The organism is Aquirhabdus parva, assembly GCF_003351745.1.
GTDB classification, from domain to species: Bacteria; Pseudomonadota; Gammaproteobacteria; order Pseudomonadales; family Moraxellaceae; genus Aquirhabdus; species Aquirhabdus parva.
In genome coordinates this window covers 1,488,034-1,514,736 of the sequence record NZ_CP031222.1, presented here as the reverse complement: position 1 = coordinate 1,514,736, position 26,703 = coordinate 1,488,034, and the positions used below count along the sequence as shown (strand labels likewise).

The following is a 26,703-nucleotide window of genomic DNA, read 5'->3' as shown; positions in this document are numbered from 1 at the left end:
TCAGCATTAAATCCACTCATGGAGAAAGTGATTAACATCAGGTAGCTCACGTGCTGCAATCTCACGCGATAAGGAACCAATATAAACAAAGCCCGCAATCACATCATGTTCTTTTAATCCAAACGCGGCTTTCACTACTGGAGACTCTGTAATCGCCCCCGTACGCCACATCGAACCATAGCCTAATGCTTTTAACATTAACAATATATTTTGAATTGCTGCCCCCATACTCAAAACTTGCTCGACTTGAGGAACTTTAGGGTGTTCTTTCGTATCAACAACACAAACCAAAATCATTGGTGCACGCAAGGGTTGCCCACGAACCTTATTCAAAGCTGCTTCATCAGTCTCACCGCGTGCAATTAAGGCTTGCCTTAAAACCTCACCCATTTTTAGTCGTGCATCCCCACTGACTGTCAAAAAACGCCAGGGTTGCAGTCGATGATGGTCTGGTGCGGTCAATGCAGCCTGCACAGCTAATTGCAACTCATGCGAACTTGGCGCAGGTGCAGACAACATTCCATCGGATTGACGCGCGTTAATCATGTCAAATAACGTATCGGCCTTTGTTTTCATATGGGTTCAACTTCTGCAAGATCAGACCTTAACTCAAGCCAATCCGCGGCAATCACCCATGTGGAATGTGCTGCGCGACTTCCCGTAAAAATCCCAGCATGGCCGCCAGAAACGACCTGAAAAGTCTTGTCTAACGAACCCACAACATTCATGACCGCACTAGCAGAAGAAATACTGGTAATAGCGTCACGATCTCCGGCGAAAGCCAACAAAGCACTTTTTATACGGCTAAAGCTCACCTCATGGCCACCCAAATTAAAATGTCCCCGATTCATACGATTAGCAATACCAAGTTTTTGAATCAGTTCAAGCACTGTCGCTCCCGGATAATCAGGCATATTGCTAAACCACTCATTCATCGTCATATAACGGCTGACATAATCATCATCTGCTAAATTCTTAATTAAATCGATATAACTTAATACCGTAGCAGCAGGTGATGAGGCCTTAAACAAAACAGATAGAATCTTACCGTCCACATGAAATAAATTTGGGTCAAGTTTAGAAAGCTGAGACCCTGTTACCCGTCTAATTAACCCTGTCGGCCCAGAAATTAACAACGATAACTTCCCAATCCCATTTCCCATTTGATGCAGATTCACAGGTGACGCAATCGTAATGAGATTCCGCACAACATCCGTACCCCGAGCTGCGGTATACATCAAAGATAACAATCCCCCCATACAGTACCCTAAAACGGATACCTCAGTTTGACCACTATGGGCTTGTATGGCTTTAACAGCTTTTGGAAACCAGTTCAGTGTATAGGTTTCTAATGACAATTCTGCTTCGCCCCGACCCGGTTTCCCCCAATCAATTAAATAAACCTGAAAACCACGGACTAGAAAATACCGTACCAATGAACGCTCAGCCATTAAATCAAAAATCCACGCATATACTCCCAATGGCGGAACAAGTATTAAGGGAATCGAAAAATGCTTTTTGTTGACAGGCAGGATTTCCCCCTCGATATCAACGCGATTCTCTGGTAACGGTGGATAATAATGAACAGAAAATAAACCCTCACGTAAAAGCTCAATCCGCTCTGTCTTATCTTGTAGCCAATACCGTTCAGGGTGGCTACGACGATTGATTGAATTGCGCAGCCCCATGCGAGTCTGTCTAAAAATATAAGTGATGGGTTTCAATATGGAGGGCATTCGTTTCGCCTTATACTTATGCATTAATTTCCTTTTTTCATTGTAGGGAATTTAAGACCATGTGCAAGATGCAAAGCGTTAATTAGTGAGATGAAATCATTGAAATAACGAATCCTTAAAAATAAAAAAACCCATCACAAGATAGGTTTTTTTATCAATCAAAAGATCAGTAGTGATTAAGAACCACTTTTACTCTTCGCGCTGAATTTTTCAATTTTGGCGTGACCTTTCAAGTATTCAACATAATCATCAAGTTCTAGCTGACCACTTAAGCTATTCAAAGACTTCTGTAGTTGCGGACGTTGCTGAAGCATCTCAGGAGAAACTCCACTAGTCACTTTACTCACGGCGACAACTGTCACACCGCTAGGCGCTTCAACAACAGTTGCATTCACGCGACCATCCACAGGTGCAGCCAAACTAAACGCCGCTTGCGACAACGCCTTGGTTGGTAACCCCCCTTGGCGTCCTACCCCAGTCATATTCTGAAAGGTTGTCGCAAACGTTTGTGCAGTTTCAGCCAGCGACTTTCCAGAATTTAAAGCTGCTGCAATCTCCTGAGCTTTTGCTTTCGCAATTGCTAAAGCACCTTGCAATTGCAATATCGTGCGAATTTTCGGCGATGCTTCTACTAGCGTTAACGGCTTCACAGGTAAGTATTGGGTCGCTTGCAACCAGACAGTGCGCGTAGGAGAAACAGTAATACCACTCGTTACTTTACGATCCTTAACGGTTTCATCACTGAATGCAGTACTCAGTAAATCTTTGTTTGCAAAATCACCACTACCACCGACACGACCAATCAACCCAGAATGAGAAATTGAAAGATTATGCGCTTTAGCCAAATCGACAAGTGAATCTGAACTTGCGGCTTGCTCATTAATCTGACTGAGCGTGTCCGCATAAATTGCATCTAATTTGGCTTGATGCACCTCAGTTGCAAGTTGCGCTTTCACACTATCGAACGAAGGGGCATTGCCCTTTTTAATTTCAAGCAACTTAATAATGTGGTAACCAAATTGAGTTTTAATCGGTTCAGAAACCTGATTTGGCTGCAAAGCAAACAAAGTTTTCTCAAACTCGGGAACATACATCCCGTGACCAGCGAAACCCAAATCACCATTGTTTGCCGCTGAACCTGGATCATCCGAATTTGCTTTTGCCAGAGCACCAAAATCTGCGCCAGCTTTAAGCTGAGCAGCGATACCATCGATTTTCTTTTTGGCTGCATCCGCACTTAGCTTATCGGTTGAAACCAAGATATGCTGAGCACGGCGTTGCTCGTCACCTGCCGAAGCCTTAATCATATCTTGATAACGTGCTTGCAAGTCAGCATCAGTCACTTTCACTTGTTCATTTAAGCTACTGCTATCTAAAGCCAAATAATCCAGATTGACTTGCTCCGTACTCTTCAGCTCAGTTTTATGCGTATTGTAATAACTCGCAATTTGCGCATCAGTAACATTCACTTGAGGAAGATAGGGAGAGGCCAAGACTGTAGCAAGCTCAACATCACGCTTTTCAGACTCTAATGCCAAAATACGATCAGTCTCAGGGCCGCTAATCAAGCTAGAATGCGAGATCCCTTCAATCAACAAATTCTGAGCAGACTGATCACGAATCATTTTAAAAAGTGAATTACGGTCATTTCCACTATTTTTTAAATACGCTTGAAATAGCTCTTCAGAAAACTTACCGTCCTGCTGAAAATTTGGTACCTTATGGATTACACCAATAATCTGATTATCACTCATGGTAAAGCCTAAGCGCTGCGCTTTGGCAAGAACCACATTCTGTGCAATCATTTTATCTAAGATTTGCTGATTCAACACAGTCTCATCGATCAAATCGTCATTACCACCCACTTTAGCCAGCAAGGATTTGCGTTCATTGCTGACACCCTGCTCAAGCTCAAGTCTTGTGATCTTAGTTTTATCAACGGTCGCGGCAATTTCACTATTGGTACTACCGCCACTGAAGTAACTTTCAACGCCGAATAATACGAATGGTAAAGCTAGAATTACCATGAGCACTTTGCCCAGCCAACCTCGTACTAATGTTCTAAAGCCTTCCATAAATCCTATTTCCAGTTCAGCAGGCAATTAAAAAATGAAAAACGCGCCAATGGGCGCGCCTCTTGAAACACAACAACTGAGAAAGCGTAGCCTCAAGATATTCTACTCTTAATCCATAAGAGTGAATTGTTTCTTAAGCAACGATATCTTTTAAACCTTTACCCGCTTTAAAGCCTGGAACTTTGCTTGCAGCAATTTGAATTGCAGCGCCAGTTTTAGGATTACGGCCTGTGCGTGCCGCACGTTCTTTAACACTGAAAGTACCAAAGCCTACGAGTGTCACAGTATCACCTTTCTTTAGCGCTTCACCTACAGAAGAGATTACAGCATCCAATGCTTTAGTCGCGTCCGCTTTAGAAAGAGAAGCTGTAGAGGCAATCGCGTCAATCAGTTCAGATTTGTTCATAAAAAAAATATCCTATATCGTTGTTAAAAAATTGTGTCCTACAAGGGACGTGCGCCCTTTATATCAATGAGTTTAAGGCTTGGCAAGCAATACCTGAGCAGAACGTTAGAAATAAGATGAATATTATTACATACTGATTAGAAGTATAGAATCATATGCAAAATCATTTTTTCCTAAATGAATCTTGTAATGCATTAATATCCTTCGTTAAATTTTCAACTTGAGCAGTCAAATTTTGAATATTGGCTGTCAACTCATTAATTTCACGATGTGAAGCAAATCCTAAACGAGAAATAGCCTGATTAATACTGTCATCTAAAGCTTTTTCAACTTTATTTCGTGTTCCAGTCACACGCTCATTCACTTTTTCACGCACTTCATCAACCGCTTCTGTTGTTGTATCAACAATTTCTGTAGTTTTTGATTCTAACTCTTCACCAACTTTGACCAAAGAATCAAAAAGACGAGTCCCCTCCTCCTCTGCACGCGAGAAAGCACCTAAGCCCGCCAACCAAATTTGCTGGGTGTATTTTCTAAAATCAAGACCAGCTTTGCGACGCGGCGGCTCATCCTGAACAGACGCATCTGTCTCAGTAATGCTTTGATCATTTTCTATTTGTAGATTTTGGTCTTTTGAAGATTTTTGGTTCATAATTACAAATCTATCCTTTGCATGAATCGTGCTGATTAGAGGCGCATGTCACATTTACAGTTCAATAAAGCACGGCATGAAATTGATGGGTCCACCAAGATTGGCAAGCCTTTACAACAACTTCAAACGTTCAATAAACAGTATTGGCTCGCTCAATTGTAGCATAGACCATTTCTCTTGGTGAGTCGTGCAAAAAAAGGATCATTTTTATTTGCAACAATATGAGTCTGATACCCGCAATCCCTTGCGCTTAAATTGAAGCTACTAAAAAAACCCGCTAACTTATGTTAGCGTCAAGAGAGGGCTTGTGATATCTTTGGCACACTCGTGAGATTGTTTGACAAAAGTACAACTATGTCACATCAAAAATTAGAATTTGATCAGCCTACTAAGCTTGTATGCTAGCTGACTTTGTTGATGGAGCTGGATGTTCATGGTAGATCGATCAGAGCACATAAGTCTTGTGGATTTAGTGCAATCAATTGTGCTGATCGTTTTGGAAGCATTATTAACTTTTTTACTGAAATCCGATCAAGAATCAAAGAAACTTGCGCAAAATCTCATCAAACAGCAAGCGCTAGTAGAGCTCAGAACATCTTTGCCTTCGATGATCATATTTGTGACATTTACTTCACGTGGCGTTCTGCTTGATGCAAAAAAACCCGCGCGGCCCATTGATGCCGTTATTTCAGCTTCATTTAAAGATTTACTACATAGCTTTATGACTGCGCCAGCTTCATCACTAAAAAAAATTGATATTGATGGTCCGATTGAACTTATTGATGATTTGAGGGTACTCATGGGTAGCTTTAACTTACAGCAAATTATTAACCACTGGATTCAATCAGACTGGTTTAAGTCTTTACTTCTGCCAACTAAAGATATTGATGAAAATGGCGAGCCTATTGCCCATCATGGTCGCGCCTCAAACCGCCATAGACAGCTACTCAAAAAACTCAATGAACAACAGATCTTAGTTGATCAGATGAGCTTACAAGCCAAAGAAAATGCTTTCGTTATTCATCAATTGAATCGACAAATTAAAATGCTCATCATTGCCGGCATAGTCTTAATGGGCTGCTTAATTGCTAGTCTGATCGGTACTCTGATTTACTTCTTAACTTAAGCTACCCATCAACTTAAACCACAATCGCCTTGCTAATGATTTTATTTAGTATCAATTTCTTGTATCATCTGCGCCGCACCAGAACTTATGTAAAGAATAGTATGCCCATATCTAGCGTGTGGATGACTATTCAGAGCCTACCCACCTGTCACAATTATCTTCTATTTTAATCTTGACTAATTTAGTCGGAATTAACTAAAATAAGCATAGTCTCACTCAAAACAGATCTTTAGGTCTGGAATTTAAGCTTATGCGCCTGACCACTCGCGGTCGTTACGCTGTGACCGCCATGCTTGACTTAACGCTCCAGCAATCTTCCGAACAGCAGCCTATAACGCTTGCTGAAATTGCGGATCGTCAGTCGATATCTATTGCTTATCTAGAACAGCTTTTTGGCAAGCTGAAACGCCAAGGTCTAGTTGCAAGTAGTCGCGGAGCTTTGGGTGGTTATCGACTCGCTAAACCCAGTCATGAAATTGCCATTCTAGATATCATTGAAGCTGTTAATGAGTCGGTTGACGCTACGGCTTGTGAAGGTCAAGGTAATTGTCGCAAAGGTGCGAAATGCTTGACTCACGATCTCTGGCACCAATTATCCATGCAAATCGAAAACTACCTTGCAGGTGTCACACTTGCTGATCTTGTTGATCAGGCCGACTCTGCGAATGACCTCAAAGGTAGTGTTCATGTGATTACTGGGCTGATTCCTCATGCTCAACAGTCCAGCGTTCCCAGTTTGTGATTTTGAATATATTGTTTGAAATAATTGTCATTGATTAATAATTGCTTGAACACCCAACGAGTGCTTGATATGAAACGCCCAATTTATCTTGATTATGCTGCGACTACCCCTGTTGATCCACGAGTCGCTAAGCGTATGATGCAATTTCTGACCTTAGATGGCGATTTTGGTAATCCAGCGTCACGTTCGCATGGCTACGGCTGGCAAGCAGAAGAAGCAGTTGAACACGCTCGTGATCAGGTCGCAAATTTGGTCAAAGCTGATCCGCGAGAAATCGTGTGGACTTCTGGCGCAACGGAATCAAATAATCTAGCAATCAAAGGTGTTGCGCATTTTTATGCTAAAAAAGGCAAGCATATAATTACCAGCAAGATCGAGCATAAGGCTGTTCTTGATCCATGCCGCCAGCTTGAAGATGAAGGCTACGACGTTACTTATCTGGATCCAGAACCTACTACCGGTTTAATCCACCCCAGTGCTGTAGCCGCAGCTTTCCGCGAAGACACCATCTTGGTTTCATTGATGATGGTGAACAACGAAATTGGAACTATTACCGATATTGCAGCAATTGGTGAATTGACCCGTGCACGTGGTATCTACCTCCATGTTGATGCTGCACAAGCGACAGGTAAAGTTGAGATTGATTTATCGAAACTGAAAGTCGATCTCATGAGTTTTTCTGCACATAAAACGTATGGTCCAAAAGGCATCGGTGCGCTCTTCGTACGCCGCTCACCACGCGTACGTTTACAAGCACAAATGCATGGCGGCGGTCATGAACGCGGTATGCGTTCAGGTACACTCCCGACTCATCAGATTGTTGGTATGGGCGAGGCCTTTGAAATTGCTGGGCAAGAAATGGTTGCTGAGCAAGCACGCCTAAAAGTTTTACGCGACCAACTATGGAACGGCTTCAAAACACTGGAAGAAGTCTATTTAAATGGTGACGCAACAGCACGCGTTGCCAATAATTTGAATGTAAGCTTTAATTTTGTTGAAGGTGAGTCACTAATGATGGCACTGAAAGATCTCGCTGTTTCCAGCGGATCGGCCTGTACCTCAGCAACGCTTGAACCTTCTTACGTGTTACGCGCCTTAGGTCTTTCAGATGAAATGGCTCACAGTTCAATACGCTTCAGCATAGGTCGCTTCACCACTCAAGAAGAAATCGATCAAGTCCTCGATTTTGCACGTTTCGCAGTTGATAAACTCCGCGCATTATCCCCACTTTGGGATATGCATCAGGAAGGTATTGATTTATCAACAGTTGAGTGGGCTGCACATTAATCACTTGCACGTTACATGTATCACAATCCAAGATACATGTAACAGAAATTTTTGAATAAATGCGGTAGAAATACAATTGAGCGGGGCGTATTACACATGCATTTTTGCATAATACGCCCCATATAGTAATTAGATAGACGCTACTCATCCCTTTATGGGAAAACAGGAGACGTATCATGGCTTATAGTGACAAGGTCATCGACCACTACGAAAACCCACGCAATGTTGGCGTGTTGGATAAAAACTCAGCGGATGTTGGTACAGGTATGGTTGGCGCCCCTGCTTGTGGCGATGTAATGCGCTTACAAATCCAAGTCAATGATGCTGGCATTATCGAAGATGCTCGTTTTAAAACTTACGGCTGTGGTTCAGCAATTGCTTCAAGCTCACTCGTTACAGAGTGGTTAAAGGGCAAAAATCTGGATGAGGCCAGTCAAATTAAAAACTCTGCGATTGCTGAAGAATTAGCACTCCCGCCAGTGAAAATTCATTGCTCAGTACTGGCAGAAGATGCGATCAAAGCTGCAATTGAAGACTATCGCAGCAAAAAGCAGATCAAAGAAGTTGTTTGATTATATTTTGCTGGATCATCATTACAGCGCGATTAGATCAATAATCTTACCCTTGATTGGGTAAGGTGTTATGAGAATGTAGGAGTAACCCAGATGACATCAATGGTAACAGCGACTTCAGGCATTAGCCTAAGCGAACGCGCAGCCGCACATGTACGTGACTACCTGACCCATCGCGGTAAAGGTGAAGGTATCCGTGTCGGTGTAAAAACATCTGGCTGCTCTGGACTCGCTTATGTACTTGAGTTTGTTGATCAGGTTGACCCACATGATCAGAAATTTGAAGCACATGGTGTCAACGTTTTTATCGATCCAAAAAGCATGGTTTATTTGGATGGATTAGAAATGGATTATGTGAAAGATGGTTTGAATGAAGGTTTTCGTTTCGAGAATCCAAATAAAAAAGGCGAGTGTGGCTGCGGCGAATCATTTACGGTTTAAGACACAGTCTTCACCTCCGAAAAACCTGTGCGAAAACAATAGGTATTTGCTTTGAATTTTTTTGAACTCTTCAATTTAACGCCGGCATTTGATCTCGACGCGGGTCATCTTACGGCGCGCTACCGCGAACTACAACGCCAGCATCATCCCGATCAAATCCAACATACGCAATCTCAAGATACTGACTCCTCCGCAGTCCTATCCGATGCTCTTAATTCCGCTTTAGTCAATGATGCATACGATACACTCCGCATCGCAGCCAAACGCGCAGCTTATCTACTTGACCTGAAAGGACAAGCCACCGCATTAGAGCAATCCATTGGTGATGTGGACTTTCTATCCAATGCTCTGGAAGTACGAGAACAATTAGATGAAGCAGACTCTGCGGATGCACTCGAAAGTTTACGCTTAGAGATCAACCAATGGATCAGTGCACTATCGAATGAATTCAAGATCGATTACGCCGCAGAAGACTGGCCAGAAGCACGGGATACCAGTAGAAAGCTAGCCTTCATGCAGCGTATTTTAAACGATATTGATTCTGCTGAAGACCGATTTGATGATCTTGATGACTTATACTAAGCCACTACATTTTCATTAATTATTCGCAAACTAATAGTCACCCGACTCCCCATTATATATTTAGGATTTAACCGCGCCATGGCTTTGCTTCAGATTGCAGAACCCGGTCAAACGACAGCCCCACACCAACATCGTCTTGCGGTGGGTATCGACTTGGGAACAACTCACTCTTTGGTGGCAAGCGTACGCTCTGGCCGACCCGTGATTCTAGCCGATGAACAAGGCGACTTGTTGCTGCCTTCTGTTGTTCGCTATGAACTCAGTGGTTCAGATGAACATTTAGCGTCCAAAATCTCTGTTGGGCATAAAGCACTTGATGCCGCAGTCCTTGATCCAACAAATACGCTGATCTCAATCAAACGCTTTATGGGGCGTTCGAAAAATGATATCCAGTTTGAGCATCCATACGAACTCATAGGCCAAGATGATGAAATGCCAGCTTTCATCACTGTACAGGGCAGGAAAACTCCCATTGAGATCTCTGCTGAAATTCTAAAAACACTAAAAATACGTGCCGAACTCGCCTTAGGTGGTGCGCTTATAGGTGCAGTCATCACTGTTCCGGCTTATTTTGATGAAGCGCAGCGCCAAGCCACACGCGATGCTGCTGAACTCTCAGGAATCAATGTTCTCCGTCTTTTAAATGAGCCCACAGCCGCTGCGATTGCCTACGGACTCGATCAAGTACTCGATACCACCGATGCTCAAAGTGAGCGCATTCAAGTCGTCTATGATTTTGGCGGTGGCACATTTGATGTGTCCATATTACGCTTAAGTAAGGGTGTTTATGAAGTGCTGGCAACGGGTGGGCATACTGCGCTGGGTGGTGACGACATTGATCGTTTGATCGTAACTTGGTTAAGTAAAGAAATCGGATTAACCAATCCATCCCGCTCAGATCAACAAGCCCTGCTTAAAGCTGCGCGGCATGCGAAAGAGTCATTAAGTCGTCAAGAAAACGTTACTGTAACCATTAAAAACAAATCAATAGTGTTAACTGTAACGATTCTTGAAACACTGATTAGCCCGCTCATCGAACGTACGATCGCTGTATGTAAACGTGCACTTCGTGACTCCAAACACTCTATAAATGAAGTAGATGCAGTTGTATTGGTTGGCGGTTCTACTCGAATTCCACTCGTTCAACGCGCTGTCGCTCATTTCTTCAAACGAGAACCACTCTGTACGCTTGATCCTGATCAAGTCGTTGCATTAGGTGCTGCGATATCGGCAGATCAATTGGTTGGTAATGGTAAAGATGGCGCACTCCTACTCGACGTAACGCCTCTATCACTCGGCTTAGAAACCATGGGGGGATTAGTTGAGCGATTAATCCCACGGAACTCCCCCATCCCCATTACACGTCAACAAGAGTTTACAACCTATAAAGATGGTCAAAGTGCAATGCTCATTCACGTGTTACAGGGTGAGCGAGAAACAGTTGAACACAATCGCTCTTTAGGTCGCTTTGAACTCCGTGGAATCCCACCGATGATGGCTGGTGCTGCACGCATCCAAGTCAGCTTTCAAATTGATGCAGATGGTTTACTCTCAGTCTCAGCGAAAGAAATGACAACAGGCATCCAAAGTGAGATTGTGATCAAGCCATCTTACGGCCTATCTCACGAAGATGCGGAACGCTTTCTTACGGAGGGATTCCAGAATGCGCAAAGAGATAAGGACTTACGCAGCCTTTCTGAGACCAAAGTGGAGGCTGAACGTGAGCTTCTCGCGCTTGAGCAAGCAATACATCAAGATAGTGCACTACTGACAAACGATGAACTCACCGCATTGAAACATGCGATTACAGCGCTTAAAGAAGTACTGAAGACAGACGATTTACCTGCAATTCAAAATGCAATAGATGCTCTAAAACGGTATAGCGATGAGTTTGCAGCACATCGAATGAATCGAAGTGTGAGTCAGGCCTTGAAGGGTACTTCTTTAAGTGATTGGCGTTAAACGTCGGCTCAATAAGCAATAGATTGTAGATATTAAACGAAAACGAATTGGAAGCTTGCGATTATGACGCGTATCAAAGTAATGCCACATGCTCAATTCTGCCCAGAGGGTGCAGAATTTGAAGCGAAAGCTGGGCAAAATTTATGTCAGTTATTACTCGATAATGGTGTTTCAATCGAACACGCCTGCGATATGTCAGCCGCTTGTACGACATGCCATGTGGTCGTTCGTAAAGGATTTAATGCGCTAGAAGAGATGGATGATGTTGAGGCCGATTTACTCGATCGTGCTTGGGGTTTAGAGCCAGACTCTCGCCTATCCTGCCAAGTCGAAGTCAATGATACGGATCTGTTGATTGAGATCCCACGCTATACCATTAATCACGCATCAGAACGTCATTAAAAATATAAACCGTTCTAATTAAGACCAGGGCGGTCGAGATTCTCGATCGCATGCTGTAACGCACGTTTGATCCGATCTCGATCATAAGATTTCACCAGATCCATATCCAACTGTAGGTTAAATCCTTCTAGCTCGTATTCGCTCCAGCGTCGCTGATGCGTCGGTACATTCTCGTACCGACCCGCTACTTGCCAAGCCTGCACAGGTTGAGCAATACCACGAAGCATGATTTCCCCTTGATCGATACAGTTGACCTGATCCCGAACTTGTTCATAGGTCTCTTGTGACATCAAAATTTCATTTGGCGCAGCTGCTGCTTGCAAACGTGCGGCAAGATTTGCTTCCCGACCTATCACGGTATAACTCATTCTAGACGCGCTACCAAAGTTGCCAACGTGACAATACCCCGTTGTGACGCCCATCCGAACGTGTAGTTGACCTAACTCTGAATTATTACTTTTCTGTCGTAAACGCTTCATTTCTTGCTGCATCGCAATGGCCATATCGATACATGCAATCGCATCATTTTTGGTACCACTACTGGTTGGATCACCAAAAAAGATAACCAAAGCATCACCAACAAACTTATCAATGGTGCCGCCATATTTACGTGCAATATTGGACATCTTCTCAAAATAAGTATTGAGCAAAGCAGCTAGATCGTCGGAAGAAAGGCGATCCGATAACTCAGTAAACCCCTCAATATCGGAGAAAAATATGGTGAGCTTTTTACGCTTGTTGTAAATTCTAGACTCAAATGTTCCATTCACTATGGCTTGCCACACCTGACTTGGGGCATAGCGAGCAATTTTATTGGCCATCTTAATGTATTGATGGTTTTTCTTTTCAGACTCAATGAATTTTTTCTTCAAAACCGCCACATGCTTTTCAGCATAATTCAACGCAAAAACGATATAAGTGGCGAAACAGACGATACTCCCTACGCGCAATAGCGCAGACCCATCAGACACCCCTTCATGCAGAGCAAATGTATGGGTATTTACCCCCAAAACATATGCAGAGATATAGGCGCTCAAAATGCATACCAAGACGCTCACGATAGAAAATAACAGACTATTCAATTCAACCAATCTGACAATCAACATCACCATAAAGATCATCGAAGGGGTCAGAGAGAACTGCAAATAGCCTATCGCCAAACCGACACAAATCGCATCAATGCAAACGATTGGCCACATCAGTTGAATGTTTTTAGAGTGATCAAATTCGGTATAGGTTGTCGATGCGACGATTTGATGATTTTTACCATGCCGCTTGAGCAGATAATTTGCCAGTTTGAACTGCAAATAAGGCATTGCAAGCATCAGTACTAGAAAAAAAATAGACTTAAAACTTAAAAGTGAAATATCAGTGCGGTCATTTAAACTGATTAAGAAAACTACTACGAATACCAAATATGCGACGATACGGCGTTGTTGGCCAAACCGCTGTAAGAAGCTGATTGGAGTATCAGATGCCATCGTCGTCATGCTCGTGTTAGTTTAAATGATATCTGCGATAACGCTATTTTTATTTGCATTATGAAGATTCTTATCATGAAATGCTGATTGTCGCTCATTCAAAATAGAAAAAATCAAAGAGCTTTGTTTTACAGCTGCTGGCAAACTGTAAGAAACAAATCATTAAGAATTATATCCACCCCAAATGTAACAGAATTCTGTCACATTTTCGATAATCCTTAATCCATCTTCCAATCAAAAGGCATTTCACTTTGCCCTCTTAACGCGAGCATCAATGTCTGACGCATTCTTGCCAATGCCTCCACTGTATAATCGACAGAACGATTGCCCCAAACTGGATTTGGCCAAGCTTGGTCATTCTGATAACGAACTATATGGTGGAAATGCAATTGAGAGACTTGATTACCCAAGGCAGCAACATTCATTTTGTCTGCACGAAAAATACGCGCCAACTGACTTGATAGCCAGCTTGATTCGCGCAAAAATTGAGCTTGATCTTGCTGAGACAATTCGTAAAGCTCGGTGATCTGAGGTACTCGTGGAACCAGAATCAGCCAAGGGAACTGCATGTCATTCATCAAACGACAGGTTGATAACGGAAAGTCGCCGATCAGGAATGTATCCTGTGCGAGTTTTGGATGCAAACTAAACATAAACAAACCAAAGTCAAGAATTTCAAAGTCAGTAATGTTACCACAGCTCTCATACTATCGTGTAAGTAAGACCCTACAAAGGAGTACTTTATCTATACAATTAGATGAACTTATATGTTGTATTCATGTTTCTTTAATAAAAGAAATTATCCAAAAAATAAAAATACTTTAAATAAACATGATCTTGAAGATTGACGCTTTTGTTGCAACCTTACAAAAGCGTCTATACGTTGATTACAGCTCTACGGCATCATCAGCCACGTCATAACCGCCATTTTCAAACTCCAAATCTAGCTCTTCAACTTCATATTCGAATGCGGCATTGATATTCATTTTTAACATAGTCCATATTCCTCACTATTTCTATTTTAAAGTGACGGTCGTACGTTGATCACTAAAATGAATGAATCGAAGCTCTTGAGATGAACTTAATGATGATAGGTCTCGATATTCTGTATCGAGATCCTCCTGACCAGTGCCACGAGGGGTATTTACCACCATTTAGTTATCAATATAACCAATCAAAATCAAACATTTAATCAGGTGTCAAAATATCAACCGATTCATTATTTTTTGTCGTATAGATCTTACGAAGGGGTTTAACCACCACTTACAGCATATACGACACAACACGTTAACTGTGTTGTCATTGCCAAGCACCAAAAAGGTACGGTCCCATAAAACCATACTTGCATGATATTAATGTGACATATTCATTGCAATTGAATGAAAACAACTCATCGCTATCTAGGCATGTAGGTCTTATATCTTGTATAAAGCTGGCTGCAATCCAATCTCGGAAGGATAACAATATCTAGTTCTTTGCATTTCAGTAGTTTGGTAACTTCTTCTCACCAAACAACGCCAACCTTTTATATTTATACCGTCGATTGTAATGACGGGTCAAGCGCAACAACGTATAAACACTATAAATTTATCAGCAATATTTATACCAAATATTTCTAAAAAGGAATATTTTTGATGCCACATACATGGAAGATTCAAATCATTTTCCCATAAAAAAAACCAACTGCGAAATCACTACAGTTGGTCTGTTCTTAAGCGACATTGATAAAGCAGCCATCCCGATGGCAATCAGGGCATTATTTAAAATATGCACCTTCACGTTTGGTATGATCCGTTTTATCAATAACTCTGCCAAGCTCTGGTATATGTTCTTTCAGGGATGTCTCAACACCTTGCTTTAAGGTCATATCTACAGCAGAACACCCTTGGCATCCACCGCCAAATTGCAGTACAGCCGTTAGCCCATCGGCAGGATCATCAAACAATTCAACCAATGAAACATTCCCGCCATGTGCCGCTAAGCCCGGATTAATTTCGGCTTGCAAAACATAACCAATACGCTCTTCAATAGATGCATCTGCACCGATACGAGGAATCTTTGAATTCGGTGCTTTAAATGTGAGCTGACCACCAAAACGATCTTTGTTGTAATCAATCACTGCATCCTTAAGATACGGGATGCTTGGGTTATCAAGATATGCAGAAAAATCGGCATAATCAATCTTGGCATCATTAAAATCTTCCTCACCTGGTGTGCTGTATGCCATGCAGCATTCCGCACGTGGTGTACCTGCATTTTCAACAAAAATACGTACACCAATGCCAGGCGTATTTTGTTTGGCGAGTAGATCTTTTAGATATTCCTGCGCCGATGGGGTGATGACCATATTAGGGGTCGTGTCTACCGTAATCGTCTCTAGAGCATCTAAAATAGCAGTTTCGCTTTCTACATCTGACATTTTGATTCCTCGCAATATTTAGTTTGCACTGTGCAAACTGAATTGAAACGTATTTGGTGATCTCTACACGCTAGATTATCAATCACCTAATCTCAGCAGTATCCATCAATGCTTTCTATTATAACATTTATGGGGATTCACTGGGGATTTGGCAAGGTGCATTTTCGTGATGATGTGATATTAATTCCCGCGATATCATATGAGCGTTATCAAAATGCTACTGTTGCAGAAACAAATGACTTCTAAATCATCCACGCTTTAAAGATTGTGTTGCTTAAACCATTTTTCAAAGGAAATGCGCTCATCAACGGTCATGTGTAAACCGCATTTCGTTCTACGCCAAAGAATATCTTCTGCTTGCCAAGCCCATTCGTTTTGTCTTAAATAACGAACTTCACATTCATATAAGCCACCACCAAAGTGCAAGCCTAAATCACTTACACCAAAGGGCGCTGACTGTGATTTAAGGCTACTGAGAACTTGAGGTATCAACGTACCATACCGCCGAGTTATACTGGCAAGCCACTCCGAATCGAGATCTGGATACTGCGCGATAAATTGAGTCTGCCAAGCCTCAAAACCATGCCAACCATCAGGAATATCCCCACCAGGTAAGACTTCCTGATCTGTCCAACCTTTAGGCAAATCTATACAGAAGTCAGATAAGTCATCCAGCGCATGTTCTGCGAGTTTACGATAGGTTGTCAGTTTCCCGCCTAACACCGTCAGTAACGGCACTACCTCATTTAATGCCTCGATTTTAAGTTCATAATCACGAGAAACTGCGGATGGATTATCCGTATCCCCTTGATCCATGAGTGGACGCACGCCACTATAGCGCCAGATGACATCTTGTGGTTTGACAGGGTGCTCTAGATATTGATTAACTGCATCACACAGATATTCAACTTCAGCATCCGTCATTGTTGGCTGTTGATTTGGATCAGTAAGCGGTAAATCAGTCGTTCCGATCAAGGTATAATCATGCTCATAGGGCAGCATAAAAATAACTCGTCGATCAGTATGCTGAAGGATATAAGCATGATTTCCTTCATAACATTGTGCAACAACCATATGCGAACCTTGTACTAATCGTAATTGGCCAAGCCCCGCCTGCTTTTGAGTCTTGATGTTCGATTCAAGAATCCCTTCATCAAGAATAGAATCATTCAGCTCAATACGAGCTCTCACGCTTTCTACCCACGGACCACTGGCGTTGACCAGCATTCGAGCTCGGATATGGGTGGGTATCTGTTCTGGTGATGGATGAATTTCTGTCGGCTTAACCTCGATATGCCAAAAATGACCTACCCGCTTGGCTTGCTCAAAACTCACTCGCGGCAACAATTGCGCACCATGCTGCTGCGCAGATAGCGCGTTTAATACAACAAGTCGCGCGTCATCAACCCATGCATCTGAATATGTGAACCCTTGACTGAATAAGGCTTTAAGCGGCTTTCCCAAAAGGGTATTCGTCAAGGTGACCGCTTTAGATTTTGCCAAGGAAATGCGACCACCCAATCGATCATACAAAAAAAGCCCTGTACGGATCATCCAACGCGGACGTAAACCTGCGATATGCGGCATAACAAAACTCATCGGCCATGCGATATGAGGGGCAATGGCAAGGAGTCGCTCACGTTCAGCCAAGGCTTCGCGAACTAAACGGAACTCATAATATTCAAGGTAACGTAAACCACCATGAATAAGCTTACTGGATGCACTCGATGTCGCTCCAGCAAAATCCCCTTTTTCAACCAACAATACACGTAAACCACGACCTGCTGCATCGCGTGCTATTCCCACGCCATTAATACCACCTCCAATAACGACCAAATCGTAGATTGAATCATTCAAATCAGGTTCTGCTGCCAAGCTATCGTTTGTCATAATGGATATGTATTTTCCGTGTTTAATCCTTTGAGTCACTATTTGCAAGCTTTGCTTGTTCCGCAAGCAATTGCTGCTGTGCGATACGCTTTAAACGAACAATGGTTTTTTCTAAGCCATCAGCAAACTGTTTTTTGTCACGATCATTGAGTGGGGGCGGCCCACCAGTCTGAACCCCAGCACCACGAAGACTATCCATAAAATCACGTAAATGCAGTCGAGCACGAACATTCTCTGTGGTGAACACCTCCCCCCTAGGATGTAAAGCTGTACCCCCCTTCTCAATCACTTGTGCTGCTAAAGGAATATCCTGAGTCATCACTAAATCACCGGCTTTCATACGCGATACGATTTCTTGATCCGCCATATCTGCACCGCCAGAAACCTGAATTGATCTGATCAATGTCGAAGGTGTAATACCTACAGGTTGATTCGCTACAAAAATCGTCGGTAATCGGTGGCGATCCGCTGCACGAAAAATCACTTCGCGTAGGATTCGGGGGCACGCATCCGCATCAATCCATAATGTCATCGTCGGCGAAATACTCGACGATTCAACTGAAGGTTGAGGGGATGGATTAACTGGTGTATGGCTCATTAGCGTGGTTGCATCCTGATGGCACCGTCTAAACGAATCGTCTCACCATTCATAAAACGATTTTCAATGATATGCAAAGCAAGCTTCGCATACTCTTCTGGATAACCTAAACGCTTTGGAAATTGAGTCATTTCTATCAACGGTAATTTCACACTATCAGGCGATGCATTCATCAAAGGGGTATTAAAAATACCCGGTGCAATGGTATTTACGCGAATTCCGATCACGGCAAGATCCCGAGCGAGAGGCAGAGTCATCCCGACTACTCCTCCTTTAGAAGCGGCATAGGCAACCTGCCCAATCTGACCATCAAATGCTGCAACTGAGGCTGTGTTAATAATCACACCGCGCTCATAGTCCGTATTCTCATCTGTACTGTCTGGCGTATTATGCTGCATGGCTTCAGCTGCAAGACGAGTTACATTAAAGGTACCAATCAAATTGATGGTAATTACTTTGCTAAAAAGCTCTAATGAATGCGGTCCATTTTTTCCCACTGTGCGACTCGCCGATCCGATTCCAGCGCAATTCACCGCAATGTGCAGGCCACCAAAATCCTCTACAACTTGATCAATTGCAGTTTTAACAGAGACTTCATCACTGACATTCACAGTATAAGCACGGACATTTGTCCCCAATTCAGACGCAACCTGATCGGCTTGATCACGGTTGAGGTCAAAAATAGCCACTTTGGCGCCCTTAGCAGCCAGTTGCTTTACAGTTGCTAGACCTAAACCTGATGCACCACCCGTGACCAGCGCAACTTTCTGTTGTAATGTATCGTTGAAATCCATCTGGACTATCCCTATTAACAATGTGTGATGACTTTGCATATATCTATTGCAAGAATCATTGATATTAAATGAATACTGATTATGACTATAGTAGCTTAGGTGATTTTGTCTATTTTTGTCAGTCTGATGGATAAGATTGTTTAAACCGTTATTGACCTGATCATCAGTACATAGGCCTTGATACATTGCACTACATAACCCCGCTTGGAGCTAAGAATGACCGAACAGCTGAATCAAACTATAAATCACTTAGCACAATCGGAATCAAAGCAATCTAGATCACATAACTCCCCGCCAGAACTTTTAAAAGTCGATTGTGCAACATTAGGCGATCATGGTGCACACTGGGAAATCCTGACCGATAACATAAACGTCGTCGTGCCTAAATGGTTGGAACACTCCATTGATGATGCGGTGATGCCTCGAGGTTTAGCTTTTGATGTTGATCCCAATACAGATGATCAAGCCGCACACTGGCTGATTACAGGTCCAGAAGGCACAATTCAAGTCGCACAGATATTAGATGTCAAGGATGGTCGTCCTACCGCAGTTCGCAGCGCCTATCCTTTCTTGGACAGTAAGTGGTATACCGAAGTCCGCGTAAGTCGCGTACTACATTGTGAGCATTCTCTTGAGGCTGTATTGACCTTAGAAACGTCTGATGGTGCCACACTCTATGCATTCGATGCACTCTATGCAGTCAATCAACATCGCTACCAGAGCAAAGTCATTTATCACGCGTATCTAGGGGCTTTTGCTTATGAGATTGAACGCGTTGGTAGTGGGGAGACCATCGTTGTCGACGATCCAGCTGCGATACGTCACCACCGCGCACTCAATGAAATTCTCGCGAATAACAACGGTGTTGCGCCTGATGATCTCCAAGAAAAACTAGCCGCATGGCAAGCCAAAACACCCGATGATGAAGCACCAGTCACCTTAGATTTATCCAATATGGTGGCTTATTTATTCGGTGAGAATTTCGGTCAGGAAGATGAAGCATGGTTCCAAGGAGAAGTGTTAGGTGTACAACCCCTGAACTTCATGTCAGAAGCTGGACAGCTACTTGATGTCGTTATTCTACGCGAGCCTGATGCGAAACCTTTGATCATTCAAATTGCTTATTTCCCGCGTGGTGAGGCACCTGCAAACATTCAAGCGGGTGAATTTATCCGCGGTAACATCTGGCTGCAAGCTGCAGTCTATGCCCCAATAGAAAGAATGTAAATAAAGCATCTTTGAGAAAAAATAAACCCGCTTGAAGAAGCGGGTTTATTTTTAGAGAGTATCCCATCAGCATTTGCTAGAGAATCTTCCTCTCAATTATTCAGTTTCTGCCAATACGCTTTTGAACAAGTCTTTTTGTTCTTGGCTTGGACGAGCAGTTTGCAACGCCATCAATTGAGTCATGTCGCCTTGTACTTTGATTTTACCTGACATGAACGCTTGCATTGCTGCAGCCATATCAAACTCCAAAAATACTTTACGCAAAGTTGCTGCATCTAATTGCAATGTTGCTTTTGCATTTGGGGACAGACCTTTGACAATTTTTCCACCATCAAGTGCCAGATCAACATCACCATCAGCACCACCGCTGACGTTCATATTCAATGCCAAATTGGCAAGTGCAGGTGGGAGGTTAAGATCGCCAGCTGCCTGAGTCAGTTGATCAACTTTGTCAAACCATTCATTTGTCAAAAAAGTTGCCATGTCCATTCCTCGTTTTATATGTCGTTAAATAGTATTTAATAAACCCAATTTACCACGCTATCCTAAAATTGCATGAACATCATCGAGTCTATCATTGCCATAATGCAGGACAATCCTGCCCTTACTAAAATGCACATGGCTTTATAACAAAATCATTGAATAAGCGATATAGCACATCTGTTGTTTTTATAGGGAAGAATGATCAATTTAGTCATTCGTGAGGGGTTGAAGATATAAATGGATATGAGATGTGCAAAACAATATGCTTCTTCATGACTTAAACTTCGATCAGGAATACCTATTTTAAATAAACTGAGAGATCAGGCACTCCACCACTGCGGTAGCACCGTTTTCTTCAACAATTGCCGATCGTTCGCAAAAGTTGGGCAAACTGCCATCATCTCAGCCCAAAATAACGGTGAATGATTAAATTGTCGGGTGTGGCAAAGTTCATGCAGTAACACATAATCCAGAAGCTCCGGAGCAAGTAGGATCAATGACGCATTCAAGTTGATCTTACCTTGACGTGTACAACTTCCCCAACGCGTACGAGCATGACGTATCGTGCAGCCCGTATATTGAAAATGGTGAATTGTAGCAAGCTCTGCCAAACGAAGAGGGAGATAAGACTGTGCTTGGTGCTTTACCCATTGCTTTAAAGAAGCTGACGCATTGACTTCTGGGATAAAAATCGTTTCGCCGCGTACTGTTACTCTTTTATGTGCATCTGAAATTTCCAAACGCCAAGTTTGATTAAGCGCAGGAAGACTAAGCTCCGTATTATTGGTAATCGATTGACTGACATCTTGAGGATGATCAGCCAAATGCTGCTCATGTTGTCTTTTGATTTGCAGTTGCTTTGCCCAATTCTCTTTAAGCCAAAGCTGGGTTTCTTTCAAAAATTTTCTGACAGTTGTGTCTGATGTACGCGGTGGTATCGTGACCCATACTCGACCAGATTTGAGGGTTAAGCGTAAACGTTTAGCCCTTGAGTTTACCCGCCACTCAATCTCAGGTAAATCAGTCTCATCATCTGCCGCTTTGCGACCCCAAAAAACCAATGTTTTAACCTACCACTTAACGAGAGACTTCGCGCACCCCATTGGGTCCTGCGAGTAATGCCAAATCTGCGCCTTGCTTCGCGAACAGCCCATTGCATACCACGCCAGCAATATCATTCAGCTCACTCTCTAAAGCAATCGCATTTAAGATATTCAAATTATGAACATCCAAAATCAAATTGCCGTTATCGGTCACGAAGCCTTGACGATAAGCAGGGGATCCACCCAAGGTGACAAGCTTACGACCTACCGCCGAACGCGCCATCGGGATCACTTCTATAGGTAAGGGAAAAGCTCGACCCAATTGTTCGACCCATTTAGATTCATCCGCAATACAGATGAATCGTTTAGCGACTGATGCGACAATTTTTTCACGTGTTAGTGCGCCGCCGCCACCTTTAATCATATGCAAATGACGATCAATTTCGTCAGCACCATCGATATAAACATCCAAACTACCCACTTGATTTAACTCAACAACCTCAATACCAACAGCCTTTAAGCGATCTTCTGTGGCTTTAGAGCTCGCAACAGCGCCAGCTAGTTTAAGCTGAGGGAGCAAATCAATGAGAAAATTAACCGTACTTCCTGTACCAACACCAATCACTCCCCCTTTGGGCAAATGAGCCAACGCCGCTTGTGCAACAGCTTGTTTTAATAAATTTTGTTGGTTGGTATCGGACATACAAAGGTACTCGAAAATATTGAAACATGACATGTTTTGAATATACGATAGTTTATATGAATTCGTGTTCAGGCTAAAGGATTACACAGTTTTAATCCGTGAAAAATGTGCTGCTGTAGAAAGTATTATAGGATTAGCTTCAGTTGGAAATGACACCCCTCCACAGGAACAAACATGTTGTCTTGAAGGAGTGCACTATTTTAAACGCTTAAAGCCCCGCAGTTAAGCTACGATTAATTTTCGCACGTAACTGAGCAAGAAAGTCTGCTACCTTATTCGACTCCGCCTTTTGTAACGGATCTTGAATGCTCTCTACAACTTGTGTTTCAAGGCGTTCTGGCTGGGCATTTAACGTACGATAACGTACGATCGACGATTCAATACTCTTACCGAGTAGACCCTTCCGAACTGGTTTTGGCAAATAACGAAACACTTGAGCTTGATTGATCAACTCAACGAGTCGCGCAGTATCTTTAAAATTGGTCAGAATAATGGTCAATAATTCAGGATGTTCTTGCTTGAGCGTCTTGATCATTGTGCTCAGATCCACATCCCCTAAACTCAGTTCGGTCACCATAATAGCCACGGAGCGGCTGGTCAAAACGGATAAAGCAGAATTGACATCTTGACTCCAGACCACTTCGTGGGAGTTTCCCAATATTTCTTTCACGACGAGATAAGTATTTTCATCACGATCTAAAACCAAGCAAACCAATCCCTGATTGCTTATAATTTCTGCTCGCAATATCGGAACTTGCTGTAATAAAGGCTCACTCGGTAAGGCTTCAAGTTTTCCAGCAATATTTGCAGCCTGCGCAATCGTTTCTCGCAACTCTTTAGGTCCCCAAGGCTTATTGATATAGCGGAAAATCTCACCATCATTCAGTGCATCTAATGCAGCATCAGCATCAGAATAACCCGTCAATAAAATGCGAATGGTATCCGGTGCAATCTCTTTCGCTTTACTGAGCAGCTCTGTGCCGGTCATGATTGGCATACGCTGATCGGAAATAATCACGTGAATTTTTTCTTGGCCCAAAATTCGTAGCGCTTCGTGACCATCGCTCGTTGCAAAGATTTGATATTGTGTACGGAGTAGCATACTGAGTGAACGTAAGATACGCTCTTCATCATCCACCAGCAAAATCTTTGGTTTTTCTTGCATCTTATTACTCCTGCCGATGTATTGGCTTGTGACTAGTCATGACGCTTAATTTTAGTTGGCTCATTAGACTTCGGCTAAAACGGCTTGGATAACGGGGACCGCTTTCTGCTTTCTTGGTAACGTAATTCCAAAACGTGTGCCACGTCCTACTTCTGATGCAACTCGAATACGACCGCCGTGTTGTTCAATAATTTGGTATGAAATTGACAAACCCAGACCCGTCCCTTCTCCCACCGGTTTGGTGGTGTAGAACGGGTCAAAAATTTTGGCAAGTACTTCGGGTGGCATCCCTTTTCCCGTATCCTGGACAGAAATATAAACATTGCTCTCATCTGACCACGTCTTGATCAAAATTTTGCCATTACCGTTCATGGCTTGAGCCGCATTGGTCAAGAGATTTAATAACACCTGATTAATTTGCGACGGTGCACAAGAAATTTTAGGCAAATCGCCAAATTGCTTGATCACTTGAATTCCATTTTTCAAAGTATTTTTAGCAATGAGCAGTGATGAATTCACACAATCATTAAGCGATACGCTATCTGTCATCGCCTGATCAAGTCGGCTAAAGTTTTTAAGTCCTAAAACTAACTCATTGATCTGCTCTAAACCATAGTTGGTATCATTAAAGATCGCCAGCATATCCTCAAAAAGTAACTCCGGTTGAATCATGCTTTGTAAGTCATCAAGTTCAGCTAACTTCTCAGCAATCGCAACGTCATTGCCTTCTGGGGATAGAATCACGCCAACTAAATCCTGATGCATGCCATTCATTTGGCGTAGCTGTTCAATGAATTCTTGAACAATCTCAACATTATTTTTGACGTAACCTAGAGGCGTATTAATCTCATGAGCTACACCAGCAACCATCTGCCCGAGTGACGCCATTTTCTCAGACTGTACCAATTGGGCTTGAGAGGACTTTAATTCACGATAAGCATTTGAAAGTTCATGAGCATTCTGGGTGACTTGGCGCTCCATGGCACCTAGAAGCGCAATTACAGAACCTAGTCCGAGATAGCGCCCCTGCTCCGTTATGACAAAATCTTCCGATAGCGGCTGCTGGATGTTTGCAGAGATATAACTGGCGGCATCAGCAACTGGCATATGAACATCGACGACCAAAAAGTTTTTTTGCATAAACTCAGCAATTGGCTTGCGGCCAAATAGCTCGCGACCAAAGTTTTTCATAAAGATGTTATGCAGTTGGTAACGTGTAATGACACCAACAGGAATACCATCATGTACGATAGGCGCAGAAAGAATTACCTGATAATCTGGCTGCATAAATTGTGCAGCCACATCATTCACGGTATCGGTTGGAGAAAATGGAGGAATATGCAAAGCAAGCGAGTATATATCCGCAGCATTATTTGACCCAGCTTTACCAGTATTGGTCATCATATTACTCATAAACGTGCTCTTCCATTTCCATGTTCTGGCTTCACATCCTTTCTTGCAACGACTGACTACACATGCATTGATGTTGGAGCGGTTACACATGTGGTCGAAATGAGTCTGCTTTGGCTATATCTTTTCAGATGAGTCAATCATCAACAAAATAATAACTGCGAAGACAAAACGTTTTGACTTACAGAAAGTAAGGCAAAATGAGGATATGAAAATTTCAAAATAAAATTTCAACGAGGATCATAAAACGTCAATATGACAATTTAGTTACAACTCAAGGCTTTCGTATTAATTATTAATAGTATTGTAAATTATTGATTTAAAAAGAACAAAAATGATAACCAGCACACACATTGACCCTCTTTTATATTTAAAAGAAGGTCTTCAAAAAAGTCTTATTTAAAATAAATCGCACTTAGTTCATGAACGGCATCAACAAAGACACCTGCATGATTCGGATCAACCCACTGTGTTATCCCATGACCTAAATTAGCAACATATCCCGTGCGTTCTTGATTGCTCGCATATGCATCAGCCAGCATTGCTGCAACAGATTTGCGAATTTGCTCAGGAGAGCCATATAACGTATTTGGATCTAGATTCCCTTGAAGCGCTACCCTAGATGCAGCAATCTTGCGTGCATCAGCAAGCGATGTCGTCCAATCTAGACCTAGTGCATCGGCACCACTGTCGATCATTTGTGGTATCCATTGCCCCCCACCTTTGGTAAATACTATGACAGGGACTGAGCGTCCTTCATGCACTCGGATCAGACCCGAAATGATTTTTGTCATATACTTCAGTGAGAACTCAACATACTCGCGATGTGCAAGTGCCCCACCCCAGCTGTCGAAAATCTGCACAACCTGAGCACCCGCCAGAATCTGGGCATTTAAATAGTCTGTGACTGCAACTGCAAGTTTTTCTAGCAAGGCATGCAACAATTCCGGTGTGCGATATAGCATTTCCTTAGTATGACGGAATTCGCGAGAACTTCCTCCTTCCACCATATATGTTGCAAGTGTCCAAGGGCTTCCCGAAAAGCCAATCAATGGCACGCTACCACCTAGTGCAGAGCGGATAGTACTGACCGCATCCATGACGTATTGCAAGGAATCATTAGGGTTAATTTTCGGTAATGCGACAATATCGGCTTCGGTTCGTACAGTCTTTTTAAACTTTGGACCTTCACCCTCTTCGAAATAAAGTCCAAGGCCCATTGCATCAGGTACTGTCAGAATATCACTAAATAAAATCGCAGCATCAAGAGCAAAACGACGTAAAGGCTGTAACGTTACTTCACAAGCCAGGTCTGTGTTTTTACACAATGAAAGAAAATCACCAGCTTGACTTCGCGTTGCCTTATATTCAGGTAGATAACGACCTGCTTGACGCATCATCCACACGGGTGTTGTATCAACAGGCTGGCGTAATAATGCGCGAATAAAACGATCATTTTTCAGCGCTGGCTTTTCGGCTGTGCTCACATCACTCATCATCACACTCT

26 protein-coding genes are annotated in these 26,703 nt (G+C 42.8%); 9 read left to right on the top strand and 17 right to left on the bottom strand.

Going from position 1 to position 26,703, the window contains the following annotated elements; all coding sequences use genetic code 11:
* Positions 1-6 precede the first annotated feature (6 nt).
* The 5 genes from HYN46_RS06765 to HYN46_RS06745 all read right to left on the bottom strand — a co-directional run bounded on the left by HYN46_RS06765 (position 7) and on the right by HYN46_RS06745 (position 4,869).
* Positions 7-576: a nitroreductase family protein gene (locus HYN46_RS06765; RefSeq protein WP_114898664.1), complete on the bottom strand. Its 570-nt coding sequence runs from the start codon at positions 574-576 to the stop codon at positions 7-9.
* Positions 573-1,736: an alpha/beta fold hydrolase gene (locus HYN46_RS06760; protein ID WP_162818105.1), complete on the bottom strand. Its 1,164-nt coding sequence runs from the start codon at positions 1,734-1,736 to the stop codon at positions 573-575. The genes HYN46_RS06765 and HYN46_RS06760 overlap by 4 nt, the downstream gene beginning before the upstream one ends.
* Before the next feature lie 176 nt (positions 1,737-1,912).
* Complete coding sequence (locus tag HYN46_RS06755) at positions 1,913-3,811, bottom strand: SurA N-terminal domain-containing protein (protein WP_114898662.1); 1,899 nt, start codon at positions 3,809-3,811, stop codon at positions 1,913-1,915.
* A gap of 133 nt (positions 3,812-3,944) precedes the next feature.
* The gene (locus tag HYN46_RS06750) at positions 3,945-4,217 is read right to left on the bottom strand and encodes an HU family DNA-binding protein (RefSeq protein WP_114898661.1); all 273 of its coding nucleotides are present in this window, start codon (positions 4,215-4,217) and stop codon (positions 3,945-3,947) included.
* Between the two features lie 163 nt (positions 4,218-4,380).
* Positions 4,381-4,869 (bottom strand): phasin family protein, encoded by a 489-nt coding sequence (locus HYN46_RS06745; RefSeq protein WP_114898660.1) that lies wholly within the window; start codon positions 4,867-4,869, stop codon positions 4,381-4,383.
* 433 nt (positions 4,870-5,302) lie between these two features.
* On the opposite strand from HYN46_RS06745, the gene HYN46_RS06740 reads away from it, so the two are divergent.
* The 8 genes from HYN46_RS06740 (at position 5,303) to fdx (ending at position 11,983) form a co-directional block, all read left to right on the top strand.
* Positions 5,303-5,995: a hypothetical protein gene (locus HYN46_RS06740; RefSeq protein WP_114898659.1), complete on the top strand. Its 693-nt coding sequence runs from the start codon at positions 5,303-5,305 to the stop codon at positions 5,993-5,995.
* A gap of 250 nt (positions 5,996-6,245) precedes the next feature.
* Positions 6,246-6,737, top strand: coding sequence for an Rrf2 family transcriptional regulator (locus HYN46_RS06735; RefSeq protein WP_114898658.1), 492 nt, complete (start codon positions 6,246-6,248; stop codon positions 6,735-6,737).
* Between the two features lie 69 nt (positions 6,738-6,806).
* Positions 6,807-8,024: an IscS subfamily cysteine desulfurase gene (locus HYN46_RS06730; RefSeq protein ID WP_114898657.1), complete on the top strand. Its 1,218-nt coding sequence runs from the start codon at positions 6,807-6,809 to the stop codon at positions 8,022-8,024.
* Positions 8,025-8,200: 176 nt separating this feature from the next.
* A complete protein-coding gene (iscU, locus tag HYN46_RS06725) occupies positions 8,201-8,596 on the top strand; it encodes a Fe-S cluster assembly scaffold IscU (protein ID WP_114898656.1) in 396 nt (131 codons plus the stop codon).
* Between the two features lie 102 nt (positions 8,597-8,698).
* A complete protein-coding gene (iscA, locus tag HYN46_RS06720) occupies positions 8,699-9,037 on the top strand; it encodes an iron-sulfur cluster assembly protein IscA (protein ID WP_114900661.1) in 339 nt (112 codons plus the stop codon).
* A gap of 51 nt (positions 9,038-9,088) precedes the next feature.
* Positions 9,089-9,619: a Fe-S protein assembly co-chaperone HscB gene (gene hscB, locus HYN46_RS06715; protein WP_114898655.1), complete on the top strand. Its 531-nt coding sequence runs from the start codon at positions 9,089-9,091 to the stop codon at positions 9,617-9,619.
* Between the two features lie 78 nt (positions 9,620-9,697).
* The gene (gene hscA / locus HYN46_RS06710) at positions 9,698-11,581 is read left to right on the top strand and encodes a Fe-S protein assembly chaperone HscA (protein WP_114898654.1); all 1,884 of its coding nucleotides are present in this window, start codon (positions 9,698-9,700) and stop codon (positions 11,579-11,581) included.
* 63 nt (positions 11,582-11,644) lie between these two features.
* Positions 11,645-11,983 (top strand): ISC system 2Fe-2S type ferredoxin, encoded by a 339-nt coding sequence (gene fdx, locus HYN46_RS06705; protein WP_114898653.1) that lies wholly within the window; start codon positions 11,645-11,647, stop codon positions 11,981-11,983.
* 14 nt (positions 11,984-11,997) lie between these two features.
* Here the strand turns inward: fdx and HYN46_RS06700 are convergent, their stop codons facing one another.
* The 6 genes from HYN46_RS06700 to HYN46_RS06675 all read right to left on the bottom strand — a co-directional run bounded on the left by HYN46_RS06700 (position 11,998) and on the right by HYN46_RS06675 (position 19,165).
* Positions 11,998-13,464 (bottom strand): adenylate/guanylate cyclase domain-containing protein, encoded by a 1,467-nt coding sequence (locus HYN46_RS06700; RefSeq protein WP_162818104.1) that lies wholly within the window; start codon positions 13,462-13,464, stop codon positions 11,998-12,000.
* 218 nt (positions 13,465-13,682) lie between these two features.
* Complete coding sequence (locus HYN46_RS06695) at positions 13,683-14,117, bottom strand: HIT domain-containing protein (RefSeq protein ID WP_114898651.1); 435 nt, start codon at positions 14,115-14,117, stop codon at positions 13,683-13,685.
* Between the two features lie 1,103 nt (positions 14,118-15,220).
* Positions 15,221-15,883: a Fe-S biogenesis protein NfuA gene (gene nfuA / locus HYN46_RS06690; protein ID WP_114898650.1), complete on the bottom strand. Its 663-nt coding sequence runs from the start codon at positions 15,881-15,883 to the stop codon at positions 15,221-15,223.
* Positions 15,884-16,141: 258 nt separating this feature from the next.
* Positions 16,142-17,773 (bottom strand): glycerol-3-phosphate dehydrogenase, encoded by a 1,632-nt coding sequence (gene glpD, locus HYN46_RS06685; protein WP_114898649.1) that lies wholly within the window; start codon positions 17,771-17,773, stop codon positions 16,142-16,144.
* A 22-nt stretch (positions 17,774-17,795) separates the two neighbouring features.
* Positions 17,796-18,305, bottom strand: a complete 510-nt coding sequence (locus tag HYN46_RS06680) for a YaiI/YqxD family protein (protein ID WP_114900660.1) — start codon at positions 18,303-18,305, stop codon at positions 17,796-17,798.
* 65 nt (positions 18,306-18,370) lie between these two features.
* Positions 18,371-19,165: a 3-hydroxyacyl-CoA dehydrogenase gene (locus HYN46_RS06675; protein ID WP_114898648.1), complete on the bottom strand. Its 795-nt coding sequence runs from the start codon at positions 19,163-19,165 to the stop codon at positions 18,371-18,373.
* A gap of 216 nt (positions 19,166-19,381) precedes the next feature.
* Here HYN46_RS06675 and HYN46_RS06670 point away from each other — a divergent pair, with 216 nt between their 5' ends.
* Positions 19,382-20,392: a hypothetical protein gene (locus tag HYN46_RS06670; protein WP_114898647.1), complete on the top strand. Its 1,011-nt coding sequence runs from the start codon at positions 19,382-19,384 to the stop codon at positions 20,390-20,392.
* Positions 20,393-20,488: 96 nt separating this feature from the next.
* On the opposite strand, the gene HYN46_RS06665 is transcribed toward HYN46_RS06670, so the two are convergent.
* The 6 genes from HYN46_RS06665 to hemE form a co-directional block, all read right to left on the bottom strand.
* Positions 20,489-20,875: an SCP2 sterol-binding domain-containing protein gene (locus HYN46_RS06665; RefSeq protein WP_114898646.1), complete on the bottom strand. Its 387-nt coding sequence runs from the start codon at positions 20,873-20,875 to the stop codon at positions 20,489-20,491.
* A gap of 320 nt (positions 20,876-21,195) precedes the next feature.
* The gene (locus HYN46_RS06660) at positions 21,196-21,936 is read right to left on the bottom strand and encodes a M48 family metallopeptidase (protein ID WP_114898645.1); all 741 of its coding nucleotides are present in this window, start codon (positions 21,934-21,936) and stop codon (positions 21,196-21,198) included.
* A 16-nt stretch (positions 21,937-21,952) separates the two neighbouring features.
* Positions 21,953-22,621 carry a ribose-5-phosphate isomerase RpiA gene (rpiA, locus tag HYN46_RS06655; RefSeq protein ID WP_114898644.1) on the bottom strand — a complete coding sequence of 223 codons (669 nt, stop codon included), beginning with the start codon at positions 22,619-22,621 and terminating at the stop codon, positions 21,953-21,955.
* A 208-nt stretch (positions 22,622-22,829) separates the two neighbouring features.
* Entirely contained in the window at positions 22,830-23,786 is a 957-nt protein-coding gene (locus HYN46_RS06650) for a response regulator (RefSeq protein WP_114898643.1), read from the bottom strand.
* A 63-nt stretch (positions 23,787-23,849) separates the two neighbouring features.
* Positions 23,850-25,199 carry an ATP-binding protein gene (locus HYN46_RS06645; protein WP_228254912.1) on the bottom strand — a complete coding sequence of 450 codons (1,350 nt, stop codon included), beginning with the start codon at positions 25,197-25,199 and terminating at the stop codon, positions 23,850-23,852.
* A 392-nt stretch (positions 25,200-25,591) separates the two neighbouring features.
* Entirely contained in the window at positions 25,592-26,659 is a 1,068-nt protein-coding gene (gene hemE, locus HYN46_RS06640; RefSeq protein WP_228254930.1) for a uroporphyrinogen decarboxylase, read from the bottom strand.
* Between the last annotated feature and the right edge of the window lie 44 nt (positions 26,660-26,703).